This window comes from Acidovorax sp., from assembly GCF_021287135.1.
In the GTDB taxonomy this organism is placed as follows: Bacteria; Pseudomonadota; Gammaproteobacteria; order Burkholderiales; family Burkholderiaceae_C; genus Acidovorax.
This window is the reverse complement of sequence record NZ_JAJTBB010000043.1, coordinates 1-12,661: the sequence shown is the minus strand read 5'-3', so window position 1 is coordinate 12,661 and position 12,661 is coordinate 1. Positions and strand designations below refer to the sequence as shown.

The following is a 12,661-nucleotide window of genomic DNA, read 5'->3' as shown; positions in this document are numbered from 1 at the left end:
CTGGTCGACCAGCTTGTTCTTGGCGATCCAGGGCATCATGGCGCGCAGCTGGGCACCCACCACTTCGATGCTGTGGTCGGCCGTGTTGCGGCGACGGGCCGTCATCGAGGGGTAGTTCAGGCGGCCTTCCTGGATGAACATCTTGGCGTAGTCACCGTTCTGGATGCGCTTGAGGGCATTGCGCATGGCGGCGCGCGACTGCTCGTTGATGACCTCGGGGCCGGTCACGTACTCGCCGAACTCGGCGTTGTTCGAGATCGAGTAGTTCATGTTGGCAATGCCGCCTTCGTAGATCAGGTCCACGATGAGCTTGAGCTCGTGCAGACACTCGAAGTAGGCCATCTCGGGAGCGTAACCGGCTTCGACCAGGGTTTCGTAACCCATCTTGATCAGCTCGACAGCGCCGCCGCACAGCACGGCCTGTTCGCCGAACAGATCGGTCTCGGTTTCTTCCTTGAAGTTGGTCTCGATGATGCCAGCCTTGCCGCCGCCGTTGGCAGCTGCGTAGCTCAGGGCCAGGTCACGGGCCTTGCCAGACTTGTCTTGGTGCACAGCGACCAGGTGGGGCACGCCGCCGCCTTGGGTGTAGGTGTTGCGCACGGTGTGACCGGGGGCCTTGGGAGCCACCATCCACACGTCCAGGTCGGCGCGGGGCACGACCTGGTTGTAGTGCACGTTGAAGCCGTGGGCAAACGCCAGCGAAGCGCCTTGCTTGATGTTGGGCTCGACGTTGTTCTTGTAGATCTCGGCGATCTGCTCGTCGGGCAGCAGGATCATGACAACGTCTGCGGACTTCACCGCGTCGTTGACTTCCAGCACCGTGAGGCCGGCCTTGCCGACCTTGTCCCACGAAGCGCCGCCCTTGCGCAGGCCGACCACGACCTTCACACCGCTGTCGTTCAGGTTTTGTGCATGGGCGTGGCCCTGCGAGCCATAGCCGATGATGGCAACGGTCTTGCCCTTGATCAGGCTCAGGTCACAGTCTTTGTCGTAGAAAACTTTCATGGTCGCTCCGGTTGAAATCTTGTTCGGTTGAATGAGGGTGGGTGAGAAAACGGGGATTGTCTTACACGCGCAGGATGCGCTCGCCGCGGCCGATGCCGCTGGCACCCGTGCGCACGGTTTCCAGGATCGCCGTGCGGTCGATGGCTTGCAGGAAAGCGTCGTTCTTGGACTGGTCGCCAGTCAGCTCGATGGTGTAGCTCTTTTCGGTCACATCGATGATGCGGCCACGGAAGATGTCGGCCATGCGCTTCATCTCCTCGCGCTCCTTGCCCACCGCGCGCACCTTCACCATCATGAGCTCGCGCTCGGTGTAGGCGCCTTCGGTGAGGTCGACCACCTTCACCACCTCGATGAGGCGGTTCAGGTGCTTGGTGATCTGCTCGATCACGTCGTCGGAACCCGTGGTCTGGATGGTCATGCGCGACAGCGATGGGTCCTCCGTGGGGGCCACGGTGAGGGACTCGATGTTGTAGCCCCGGGCAGAGAACAGGCCCACGACGCGCGACAGCGCACCGGCTTCGTTCTCCAGCAAAACGGCAATGATGTGTTTCATGGTGAAAGATTCCTCTTTTTGCTGCCCTCCCCTGGCGCCGGTAAGCGCCAGGCTTGGCAGGCAATAGATTCGTCCAAAAATGGTTTGCTACTAAAACTGTAGCTGCTAGCGCTTGATAGACAAGCGCTGCAGGCACATTGAAGGCTTAAAGGTCTTCCGACCCCAGCAGCATCTCCGTCAGGCCCTTGCCGGCCTGCACCATCGGGAACACGTTCTCGGTGGGGTCGGTACGGAAGTCCAGGAACACCGTGCGGTCCTTGAGCTTGCGCGCCTCGCGCAGCGCGGGTTCCACGTCCTGCGGGCGCTCGATGAGCAGGCCCACGTGGCCGTAGGCCTCGGCCAGCTTCACGAAGTTGGGCAGCGCATCCATGTAGCTGTGGCTGTAGCGGCCGGAGTACTCGATCTCCTGCCACTGGCGCACCATGCCCAGGTAGCGGTTGTTCAGCGAGCAGATCTTGATCGGCGTGTTGTACTGCAGGCAGGTCGACAGCTCCTGGATGTTCATCTGCACCGAGCCTTCGCCCGTGATGCAGAACACCTCCGCCTGGGGCTTGGCCAGCTTGATGCCCATGGCGTAGGGAATGCCCACGCCCATGGTGCCCAGGCCGCCCGAGTTGATCCAGCGCCGCGGCTCGTCAAAGCGGTAGTACTGCGCAGCCCACATCTGGTGCTGGCCCACGTCGGACGTGATGTACGTGTCCGAGTCCTTGGTCATGTTCCACAGCGTCTCGACGACGTACTGCGGCTTGATGACGTCGGAGGAGCCCCGGTCGTACTTCAGGCATTCGCGCTTGCGCCAGCCCTCGATGGTGTCCCACCAGGCGCCCAGGGCTGCCGCGTCGGGACGCGTGCTGCTCTCGCGGACCATGGAAATCAGCTCGGTGAGCACATCCTTCACGTCGCCCACGATGGGGATATCGACCTTCACGCGCTTGGAGATCGAGGACGGATCGATGTCGATGTGGATGATCTTGCGATCGTTCTGCGAGAAATGCTTGGGATTGCCGATCACGCGGTCATCGAAGCGCGCCCCCACCGCCAGCAGCACGTCGCAGTTCTGCATGGCGTTGTTGGCCTCGATCGTGCCGTGCATGCCCAGCATCCCCAGGAACTTGCGGTCGCTGGCCGGGTAGGCGCCCAGGCCCATCAGGGTGTGGGTGACCGGGTAGCCCAGCAGATCCACCAGCGTGCGCAGCTCTTGGGTGGCATTGCCCAGCAGCACGCCACCGCCGGTGTAGATGTAGGGGCGCTTGGCCGACAGCAGCAGCTGCAGTGCCTTGCGGATCTGGCCGCCGTGGCCCTTGCGGACCGGGTTGTACGAGCGCATTTCCACGCTCTGCGGGTAGCCGCTGTACGGCACCTTCTTGAACGAGACGTCCTTCGGGATGTCCACCACCACCGGCCCGGGCCGGCCCGTGCGGGCGATGTGGAACGCCTTCTTCAGCGTCATGGCCAGGTCGCGCGGGTCCTTGACGAGGAAGTTGTGCTTGACGATGGGGCGCGTGATGCCCACGGTGTCGCACTCCTGGAAGGCGTCCAGCCCGATGGCGGGCGTGGGCACCTGGCCGGAGATGATCACCATGGGAATGGAATCCATGTAGGCCGTGGCAATGCCCGTGACCGCGTTGGTCAGGCCGGGGCCGGAGGTGACCAGGGCCACGCCGACTTCGCCGGTGGCGCGGGCATAGCCGTCAGCGGCGTGCACGGCGGCCTGCTCGTGCCGCACCAGCACGTGCTGGATGGTGTCCTGCTTGTAGAGCGCGTCGTAGATGTACAGCACCGCGCCGCCCGGGTAGCCCCAGATGTACTGGACGTTTTCGGCTTGCAGCGACTTGATGAGGATTTCCGCGCCCATGAGATCCTGGGGGCCGGCAGCGGAAGCGGAGGAGCCCTGCGTGGCAGCGGCTGCCGAAGTGATTTCGGCCTTGGAGATTTCCATGATGATCAACCTTTGCGAATTTCTCTGACGAAAAACCTTGGGTGCTCCTCGCACGCGCTCTTGTGAAGCCAGCTTGGAACTTGAGGCCAAGGACATGGGCGGGATGATTGCCGCGCCGGACCGTGACCCGTTTGCCTTTTGAATTGCAGTGGGGATTATCGCACTGCAACACGCAAAACGGTGCCCGCTCTACAAAAAAACCGCGGCAAATGCGATAATCAAAGGCTTGCCGGGCCACTTTGCACCGACCTTTACAAGGTCTTTGCACTGCGCTTGGCGCCGTTCCCCTCTCCGGGCTCACCTGTCTTGGCAACCGAACAAGAACTTTCCGATTTCCTCAAGAGCGTAGAAAAGCGCGCATTCAAGCGCTCGGTCTACCACGTTCGCAACGAGGAAGCGGCATTGGACATCGTGCAGGACAGCATGCTCAAGCTGGCGGAGCACTACGGGGACAAGCCGGCGGCAGAGCTGCCCATGCTGTACCAGCGAATCCTGTCCAACTGCACGCTCGACTGGTTCCGGCGCCAGAAAACCCGCAACGCGCTGTTTACCAGCATGAGCGATTTCGAAGGGCCGGGCGAAGATGGCACGGATTTTGATCTGCTCGAAGCGTACTCAGGAACCGAGGAAGGCGACCCGGCCGAAAGCGCCGAGGACCATACGCGGCGGACCCAGATCTTTCACGAGATCGAGGCCGAAATCGCCGAGCTGCCTCCACGTCAACGCGAAGCGTTCCTGATGCGTTACTGGGAGGAAATGGATGTTGCAGAAACCGCAGCGGCCATGGGTTGCTCGGAAGGCAGTGTGAAAACGCACTGTTTTCGTGCAATTCAAACCCTCAGCAAGGCACTGAAGGCCAAAGGAATCGAGCCATGAACACCGCACAGACCCCCTCGACACAGGCACAAGCAGCGGCCGAGCGCTTTGCGCTGCGCGTCACGGCGCGGCTGTCCGGCGGCACGGACGACCTGCCCTACGACATTTCGGAACGCTTGCGCGCGTCGCGGGTGCAGGCGCTGGCCCGCCGCAAGAAGGAGCCGGCGCCGGTGCGCCTGGCCACCCCCGTGGTGATGCATGGCCGGGGCGGCGCTGCCACCCTGGGCAGCGGTAGTGGCAACGAGCGCGGCGGCTGGTGGAACGCCGTGGTGTCGGCCATCCCCCTGATGGCGCTGGTGGTCGGACTGGTGGTGATCAACACCGCCCAGGACGAAAGCAGCGTGAACGATGTGGCCGAGGTGGACACTGCCCTGCTCACCGACGACCTGCCGCCCGCCGCCTACGCCGACCCCGGCTTCGTACAATTCCTGAAAACCGCCGCGGCGACCCACTGAGTCCTGCCGCACACGCCCGACTGCATGCCACCAAGCCCCGCCGACGCTCCCCCCGCCCTGCCAGCCTACGTGCTGGCTTTGGCGCTCTTGGGCGCGTTCGCCGCCGAAGGGTGGCAAGTGCTGGGCCAGATGCGGATGGCCCCCGGCACCGTGCTGCCGGCGGGTGCCGAGGCGGCTGTAGCCGGCCCCAACAACGTCCGCACACCGCCGGGGCAAGGGGTGCCGGCCGCACCGCAGGTGGAAACCGGGCCGGGCTGGGAAACACTCACCACCGCCCAGAAGCTGGCGCTGTACCCCTTGGCCGAGCGCTGGGCTCTCATCAGTGAAGCGCAAAAGCGCCGCTGGCTTGCGCTGGCCGCCACGTTTTCGTCGCTGCCTGAAGAAGAGCAAGCCAAGTTCCACGACCGCATGACCGACTGGGCCAACCTGAGCGCGCAGCAGCGCACCCAGGCCCGGCTGAACTATGCGGTCACCAACCGGCTGGCGCCCGACGACAAACGCGCCCAATGGGAGGCGTACCAGGCGCTCTCGGACGAAGAAAAACGCGCCCTGGCGGCCCGTGCTGCGCCCAAGCCCAAGGGCGCGGCAACCGCCTTGCATCCCGTCTCGCCCAAGAAGCTGGCCCAGGTGCCGGCCGCCACGCAGGCCAACCCGAGCCGGCCCAACATCCCCAAGATTCCGCCCGTGCTGGACCTGGGCGCCCCGCGGATCGCAGCGCCCGTGGCACCCTCCCCCACGGCTCCGGCCGCCTCTGGCGCCGCGCCGCAGAACCCGGCGTCCGCAGCGGTGGTGGAAACCGCCCCCATCTCGGCGCCTGTGGCCGTGCCTGCGGCGCTCCCGCCGCTGGGAGCCGCCTCGGCCGAGGTGCCGCCTCCGCCGGTAACCCCCGACAATTCCGGCCTGTACCCCCAATAACCCGCCCCGACGGGTTTGCGCTTCAGATTCGGTTTTAGGTAGCAGCCTTCGCCCCTCAGGAACACCCCCGGAATGACCGTACGCCCTCCCACGACCGCCCGCCCGGGGAGCCCTGCCGCACCGGCCTCCGCCCCGAGCCCGCGGGTACCCGCCCCGCACCTGGGGCGCCGCATGGCCTGCTGGCTGTACGAGGGCATGCTCCTGTTCGGCGTGGTGTTCATTGCCGGCTACCTGTTCGGCACTTTGAGCCAGACCCGCAACGCCATGGACAACCGCCATGCACTGCAAGCGTTCCTCTTCGTGGTGTTCGGCATTTATTTCACCTGGTTCTGGGCCAAGGGCCAGACGCTGGCGCAAAAGACATGGCACATCCGCGTGGTGGACACCGCCGGGCGCCCCATCAGCCAGGCGCGGGCGCTGCTGCGCTACGTGCTCAGCTGGGTGTGGTTTCTTCCTCCCTTGGCAGCCTACCTGTTCGGGGTGCCCGCCCTGGAGGTGCTGGTGCTGCTGGGCGGCTGGGTGGCGATCTGGGCCATCCTGAGCCGCTTTCACCCCGAAGGCCAGTTCTGGCACGACGCCTTGGCGGGCACCCGCCTGGTGCACCACGAGCTTCCTCCCAAAAAATAGCGCAGCCCACCCCAGCAGCACACGCGCAAGCTGTCACGCGGCTGGGAGACAATGCCCCCCACCATGCCGCTTCCCCCTTCCGAGCCCCTGGCACCCGTCAACCCCCAAAAAGCCCGGTCGGGCCTGAGCCGCATCTGGCACGCCACTGGCTATTCCCTGGAAGGCTTGCGCGCCGGCTGGGGCGAGAAGGCGTTTCGCCAGGAAGCCATCGCCGCCGTGGTGCTGCTGCCGGCCTCGCTGTGGCTGGGCACCAGCTGGGTGGAGGTGGCGCTGCTGGCGGGCTCGGTCCTGCTGGTGATGATTGTGGAGTTGCTCAACACCGGCATCGAAACCGCCATCGACCGCATCGGCCCGGAGTGGCATGACCTGTCCAAGCGTGCCAAGGACATGGGCAGCGCCGCCGTGCTGCTGGCGCTGCTGCTGTGCGGCGGCATCTGGTTTGGTGCTCTTTTCCAAAGGTTTTTCCATGGCTGAATCCGCCGTTTCCGTGGCTTTCTCCGTCTGCGTCTACTGTGGCTCGCGGCCCGGGGAGAACCCGGCCTTTGCCGATGCGGCACGGGCCGTGGGCAGTTGGATCGGCCGCCATGGCGGCCAGCTCGTCTATGGTGGCGGCCGCAGCGGCCTGATGGGCACGGTGGCCGAGGCCACTCGACAGGCCGGAGGCCGCGTGGTGGGCGTCATCCCGCAGGCGCTGGTGGACAAGGAACTGGCCAACCGCCAGTGCGATGAGCTGCACATCGTGCAGACCATGCACGAGCGCAAGGCCATGATGGCCGAGCGCAGCGATGCCTTTGTGGCCCTGCCGGGCGGTATTGGCACCTTTGAAGAGCTGTTTGAGGTGTGGACGTGGCGCCAGCTCGGCTACCACGACAAGCCCGTAGGGCTGCTCAATGTGGCGGGCTACTACGACGCCCTGCTGGGTTTCCTGAACCACAGCGTGGCCAGCGGCCTCATGGGCGAATGGCAGATGGGCCTGCTGCATGCCGCCACCGACGCCGAAGCCCTGCTGCGCACGCTGGTGCAGGACGCCGGTCCCGACCAGGCCCCTGTCCCGCTGCGATCGGTGATCTGACTAGACCCGGTGGCCTCAGGCCCTCCGAAACTGGCGCGACCCCGGCGAGGGACGCCGAGCAAGGGCCGCCCCGCAGCGAGGGCGTCGTCCCCCTGCCCGCGCAGCGCAGCGTAGCGAGAGCGGGGGGAAGCGGCAAAGCCGCTCAGGGGGGAGTCATTACACAGCCGCGTCGTCCAGGTCCCCCGTGCGGATGCGCACCACGCGCTCCACCGAGGTCACGAAAATCTTGCCGTCGCCGATCTTGCCCGTGCGCGCCACGCTGACGATGGCATCCACGCAGCGGTCCACGTCTTCGGTCTTCACCACGACCTCGACCTTCACCTTGGGCAGAAAGTCGACCACGTACTCGGCGCCACGGTACAGCTCGGTATGGCCCTTCTGGCGGCCAAAGCCCTTCACCTCGGTGACGGTGAGGCCGGTCACGCCGCACTCGGCGAGGGCTTCGCGGACCTCTTCGAGCTTGAAGGGCTTGATGACAGCGGTGATCATTTTCATGGCGGGTCTCCAGTAAATACAGATAAGAACAAGAAGCCGTCACGCCCGTCCAGCGCAGCCCAGGCACGGTGGCCCGGGGGTTGCACGGCCTGTCAGGCGCGAAACTTGTTGGTGATAGGGTAACGCCAGTCCTTGCCGAAGCTGCGGCGCGTGACGCGTATCCCTACAGGCGCCTGGCGGCGCTTGTATTCATTGAGCTTGATGAGGCGTGTGACGCGCTCGACATCGGCGCGGGCAAAGCCGCTGGCGATGATGGATTCGATCGGCTCGTCGTTTTCCATGTAGCGCGCCACGATGGCGTCCAGCACCTCATAGGGCGGCAGGCTGTCCTGGTCCTTCTGGTCTGGGCGCAATTCGGCGCTGGGCGCGCGGGTGATGATGCGCTCCGGGATCGGGTTGGCGCCCGTGCCGTAGGGGTCGTTCGCATTGCGCCAGCGGGCCAGGTCGAACACCCGCGTCTTGGCCACGTCCTTGATGACGGCAAAGCCGCCCGCCATGTCGCCGTACAGCGTGCAGTAGCCGGTGGACATCTCGCTCTTGTTGCCCGTGGTGAGCACGATGGAGCCGAACTTGTTGGACAAGGCCATCAGCAGCGTGCCGCGGATGCGCGCCTGCAGGTTCTCCTCGGTCGTGTCTTCGGGCAGGCCCGTGAAATCGCTGGCCAGCGCGGCCTGGAAAGCCTCGAACTGCGGCTTGATGGAAATCTCGTCGTAGCGCACGCCCAGGCGCTCGGCCATGTCGCGCGCGTCGATCCAGCTGATGTCGGCCGTGTAGGGCGACGGCATCATCACCGTGCGCACCTTGTCGGCACCCAGTGCGTCCACCGCAATGGCCAGCACCAGGGCCGAATCGATGCCGCCCGACAGGCCCAGCACCGCGCCAGGAAAGCCGTTCTTGCCCACGTAGTCACGCACGCCCAGTACCAGCGCGTCCCACAGGTCGGCCTCCAGACTCTTCTCCGGGGCCACATCTGCTTCAATTTTGATAGCTGCTTGCGCTGTATGGACGCGCGCAAACACCAGTTTTTCTTCAAATCCCGGCCCCCGGCCCGCTACGGAGCCGTCGGCATTCAGCGCAAACGAGCGGCCTTCGAACACCACCTCGTCCTGGCCGCCGACCAGGTGGGCATATACCAGCGGCAGGCCCGTTTCGGCCACGCGCTCGCGCATGGTGGCCTCGCGCTCGGCGCTCTTGCCCAGGTGAAAGGGCGAGGCATTGATGACGGCCAGCAACTGGGCGCCCGCGGCCGCCGTGCTGCGCGCGGGCTCGGCAAACCAGGCGTCCTCGCAGACCAGCACGCCCACCCGCACGCCCTCCACCTCGAACACGCAGGGCTTGTCGCCGGCAACGAAGTAGCGGCGCTCGTCGAACACCTGGTAGTTGGGCAGCTCGCGCTTGGCATAGGTCTGCTCCACCTGGCCGTCGCGCAGCACGCTGGCGGCGTTGAAGCAGGCGCTGAAGGCCGGCGCACCCGGCGTTACGGCCTGCGGGTGGCCCAGCACGATGGCCAGGCCCTTCAACCCCGCAGTCTCGCGGGCCACGGTTTTCACGGCATCATCACAGGCCGCGATGAAGGCGGGACGCAGGAACAGGTCTTCGGCCGCGTAGCCGCAGACGGCCAGCTCGGGCGTGAGCAGCAACCGGGCGCCCTGGGCATAAGCCTCGCGGGCGGCGGCAATGATCTTCTGCGCATTCCCGGGCATATCGCCCACCACAAAATTGAGCTGCGCTGTGCAAATGGAGAGCGTCATGGAACAGGAGTCGGCCCCTGCGGCCGGGTTGGATACGGCCAGCGCCGGCGCGCACCACGGTGGGCGCAGCGGGAGGACGCATGGCTGAGGAAGCTGCCATTATCGCCCGCGTGCTCCCCTCCGTGCTGGAGGTGGACGCCGCCGCGTGGAACGCCCTGCTGGCGCGCCAAAGCCATCCGACGCCCTTTGTGCGGCACGAATACCTGGCGGCCCTGGAGGAGAGCGGCAGCGCCACCCCCCGCACCGGCTGGGCGCCGCGCTTCATGACCTTGTGGGAGGCAGACACCCTGGTCGGCGCCTGCCCGCTGTACCTGAAAAGCCATTCCTACGGCGAATACGTGTTCGACTGGGCCTGGGCCAGCGCCCACGAACAGCACGGCGTGCCCTACTACCCCAAGGCGGTGATCGCCGTGCCATTCACGCCCGTGCCCGGCAGCCGCCTGCTGGCGCGCGACGCCGCCACCCGCGCCCTGCTGCTGCGGGCGGTGCAGCAGTGGTGCGAGGACGAAGGCATCTCTTCGGCGCACCTGCTGTTTGCCAGCGACGCGGACCTGCAGGCCAGCGGCTCCCAAGCCTGGATGCAACGGCAGACCGTGCAGTTTCATTGGAAGAATGTGGCCCCCACGCTCGGCACTGGCGTGTCCTCGCTGCCCCCCGAGGGGGCGCTCGCCGCCTTGGGGCGGCCCGGCGGCGGCTCGGAGGCCCCCACGCTCGGCACTGCCGTGTCCTCGCTGCCCCCCGAGGGGACGCTCCCCGCCTTGGGGCGGCCCGGCGGCGGCTCGGGGGCGCGGTTTGAGAACTTCGAGCACTTTCTCGCCACCCTCGCACAGGACAAGCGCAAGAAGATCCGGCAGGAGCGCCTTCGCGTGGCCGAGGCGGGGGTGACGTTTCGCTGGGCGCGCGGCACGGACATCTGCGCCGCCGACTGGGACTTTTTCTACCGCTGCTACGAACGCACCTACCTGGAGCATGGCAACCCGCCCTACCTCACGCGGGATTTCTTTGCGCGCATGGCAGCCCACCTGCCCGAGGCGTGGCTGCTGTTCGTGGCCGAACGGGACGGGCGGCCGATTGCTAGCAGTTTAATAGCGCTTAGCGCGGCACCACAAAGCGCTGGAGGCCAAAATGGCCAGGAACTGGTGGCCTATGGCCGCTACTGGGGCGCCCTGGAGCGGGTGGACTGCCTGCACTTCGAGGCCTGCTACTACCAGCCGTTGCAGTGGTGCATCGAACACGGCGTGGACCGTTTTGAAGGGGGCGCCCAGGGCGAGCACAAGATGGCCCGCGCGCTGCTGCCCGTGCAGACGTGCAGCGCCCACTGGCTGGCGCACCCGGCGTTCGCCGATGCCGTGGAACGCTTTCTGGACCGCGAAACCCAGGGGGTCCAGCACTACCTGGAAGATCTGCACCGCCGCAGCCCCTTCCGGGCCGGCTGAACTACGGCGCGGGCAGCGCAGGCAGCTTGCAGATGCGGACGTCGATTGGAGAGCTGGCTCCATTCCCGCAGCCAGCCCGGCGGGGAAAAAGTGCTACCGTGCCACGGACTGGCCGGCCGCCCTCCGGTGTCCTCGACCCTGCTGATGATGGATCTTCCCCATGGCCCTGTTCCGCCGCAAACCGCCGTCCCACCCCGCCCCCAGTTCCGCCCCCAGTTCCGCTCCCATGCCTGCGCCGGGCCTGCCCCTGATGGCACTGGAGCTGCGCGCCCCCTGGGAGTTTGGGGCGGTGCTGCCGGCCTGGCCCGTGCTGCAGCGGGCACCGCTGGGAGATGGCCACACCGTGATCGTCTTCCCCGGGCTCACGGCGGGCGACGCCACCACCGCCCCCTTGCGGCGTTACCTGGACTCGCGCAACTACGAGACGCTGGGCTGGGGCCAGGGGCTGAACCTGGGCCCGCGCGAGGGCGTGCTGGAAAACGCCAAGCGCCAGGTGCATGAGGCCAGCGAGGCCAGCGGCGGCAAGGTCAGCCTGGTGGGCTGGAGCCTGGGCGGCATCTACGCCCGCGAGCTGGCCAAGGAGATGCCCGAGTGCGTGCGCTGCGTCATCACGCTGGGCACGCCCTTTGCCGGGCCGCACACCTCCACCAATGCCTGGCGCATCTACCAGTTCGCCAGCGGCCGGGACATCGAGCGCGAGACCGAGCACTACAACCTGCCAGAAGCCCCGCCCGTGCCCACCACCAGCATTTTTTCGCGCACAGACGGCGTGGTGGCCTGGCGCGGCAGCATCCAGACCCCGGCCGCACACAACCCGCACACGGAGAACATCGAGGTGGTGGCCAGCCACTTCGGCATCGGCCTGAACCCCAGCGCCTGGTGGGCGGTGGCCGACCGGCTGGGCCAGCCCCTGGCGGAACCCGGCACCTGGCGGCCGTTCGAACGCCCGCGGCTGCCCGGCCTGGGGCTGGTGTTTCCCGACCCCCACCGCTGAATCAGCCGGCCCGCCGAGACGCCGCCGGGCGCCGCCGACCGGGCCCGCGCGGTTCACCGAGCGCTTCGCTCACTTTTTGATAGCTTCTTGCGCTTGCTGGACGGCCTGTACAGGCCATTTTTATCCAAAATCCGTTGACGGCTTGCCCGCACCTCAACAGGTCCCATCCGTCAAAAACTCTCCCATTCATCCGCGGGCGGGCCAGGCGTGCGGGCTGATGCCGGAGCGGGACGCGCCGCCGCCGGTGCGCCGAGCTTGGCCGGAGGGCGCACCGCGGCCGGCGCAGTTTGCAGCCGGACGGACGGGCGCGCGACCGGCGGCTGCGCGGGCGGGCGGGCCGCCACTGCCACCGCTGCCTGCTGGGCATCCAGCCGGAACACGGCCACGGCCTGCACCAGCTCGCCCGCCTGCGTGTTCAGCGCCCCGGCCGCAGCCGCCATCTCTTCCACCAGCGCCGCGTTCTGCTGCGTGGCCTGGTCCATCTGCGTCACCGCTTCGCCCACTTGGCCCACGCCCGCGCTTTGCTCGCTGCTGGCTGCGCTG

At 66.7% G+C, this 12,661-nt stretch carries 13 protein-coding genes and 1 pseudogene; 8 read left to right on the top strand and 6 right to left on the bottom strand.

The features are described from left to right. The 3 genes from ilvC to LWW96_RS10660 all read right to left on the bottom strand — a co-directional run. On the bottom strand, positions 1-1,005 hold a 1,005-nt coding region (gene ilvC / locus LWW96_RS10670; RefSeq protein WP_291486759.1), incomplete at its 3' end, for a ketol-acid reductoisomerase. Between the two features lie 61 nt (positions 1,006-1,066). Beyond that, positions 1,067-1,558, bottom strand: a complete 492-nt coding sequence (gene ilvN, locus LWW96_RS10665) for an acetolactate synthase small subunit (protein ID WP_184862540.1) — start codon at positions 1,556-1,558, stop codon at positions 1,067-1,069. A gap of 145 nt (positions 1,559-1,703) precedes the next feature. Continuing rightward, positions 1,704-3,497: an acetolactate synthase 3 catalytic subunit gene (locus tag LWW96_RS10660; RefSeq protein ID WP_291486755.1), complete on the bottom strand. Its 1,794-nt coding sequence runs from the start codon at positions 3,495-3,497 to the stop codon at positions 1,704-1,706. Positions 3,498-3,803: 306 nt separating this feature from the next. Between LWW96_RS10660 and LWW96_RS10655 the strand changes: the two genes are divergently transcribed. The 6 genes from LWW96_RS10655 to LWW96_RS10630 all read left to right on the top strand — a co-directional run bounded on the left by LWW96_RS10655 (position 3,804) and on the right by LWW96_RS10630 (position 7,442). Further along, positions 3,804-4,373 (top strand): RNA polymerase sigma factor, encoded by a 570-nt coding sequence (locus LWW96_RS10655; protein ID WP_291486761.1) that lies wholly within the window; start codon positions 3,804-3,806, stop codon positions 4,371-4,373. After that, on the top strand, positions 4,370-4,828 hold the full coding sequence (locus LWW96_RS10650) for a DUF3619 family protein (RefSeq protein ID WP_291486753.1): 459 nt from the start codon (positions 4,370-4,372) through the stop codon (positions 4,826-4,828). The genes LWW96_RS10655 and LWW96_RS10650 overlap by 4 nt, the downstream gene beginning before the upstream one ends. 24 nt (positions 4,829-4,852) lie before the next feature. Next, a complete protein-coding gene (locus LWW96_RS10645; RefSeq protein WP_291486751.1) occupies positions 4,853-5,743 on the top strand; it encodes a DUF3106 domain-containing protein in 891 nt (296 codons plus the stop codon). A 72-nt stretch (positions 5,744-5,815) separates the two neighbouring features. Continuing rightward, a complete protein-coding gene (locus LWW96_RS10640; RefSeq protein WP_291486749.1) occupies positions 5,816-6,370 on the top strand; it encodes an RDD family protein in 555 nt (184 codons plus the stop codon). 63 nt (positions 6,371-6,433) lie between these two features. After that, positions 6,434-6,844, top strand: a complete 411-nt coding sequence (locus LWW96_RS10635) for a diacylglycerol kinase (protein WP_291486747.1) — start codon at positions 6,434-6,436, stop codon at positions 6,842-6,844. After that, positions 6,837-7,442 (top strand): TIGR00730 family Rossman fold protein, encoded by a 606-nt coding sequence (locus LWW96_RS10630; protein ID WP_291486745.1) that lies wholly within the window; start codon positions 6,837-6,839, stop codon positions 7,440-7,442. Before LWW96_RS10635 ends, LWW96_RS10630 begins: the two co-directional genes overlap by 8 nt. Positions 7,443-7,598: 156 nt before the next feature. On the opposite strand, the gene LWW96_RS10625 is transcribed toward LWW96_RS10630, so the two are convergent. Both LWW96_RS10625 and LWW96_RS10620 read right to left on the bottom strand, forming a co-directional pair. Next, the gene (locus tag LWW96_RS10625; protein ID WP_291486743.1) at positions 7,599-7,937 is read right to left on the bottom strand and encodes a P-II family nitrogen regulator; all 339 of its coding nucleotides are present in this window, start codon (positions 7,935-7,937) and stop codon (positions 7,599-7,601) included. Positions 7,938-8,029: 92 nt separating this feature from the next. Continuing rightward, complete coding sequence (locus tag LWW96_RS10620; protein WP_291486741.1) at positions 8,030-9,688, bottom strand: NAD+ synthase; 1,659 nt, start codon at positions 9,686-9,688, stop codon at positions 8,030-8,032. An 80-nt stretch (positions 9,689-9,768) separates the two neighbouring features. Here LWW96_RS10620 and LWW96_RS10615 point away from each other — a divergent pair, with 80 nt between their 5' ends. Both LWW96_RS10615 and LWW96_RS10610 read left to right on the top strand, forming a co-directional pair. Next, entirely contained in the window at positions 9,769-11,124 is a 1,356-nt protein-coding gene (locus LWW96_RS10615) for a GNAT family N-acetyltransferase (protein ID WP_291486739.1), read from the top strand. A gap of 160 nt (positions 11,125-11,284) precedes the next feature. Continuing rightward, on the top strand, positions 11,285-12,118 hold the full coding sequence (locus LWW96_RS10610; RefSeq protein WP_291486737.1) for an alpha/beta hydrolase: 834 nt from the start codon (positions 11,285-11,287) through the stop codon (positions 12,116-12,118). Positions 12,119-12,288: 170 nt separating this feature from the next. Here the strand turns inward: LWW96_RS10610 and LWW96_RS10605 are convergent. Beyond that, a pseudogene (locus LWW96_RS10605) lies at positions 12,289-12,661 on the bottom strand (methyl-accepting chemotaxis protein); the annotation flags it as partial.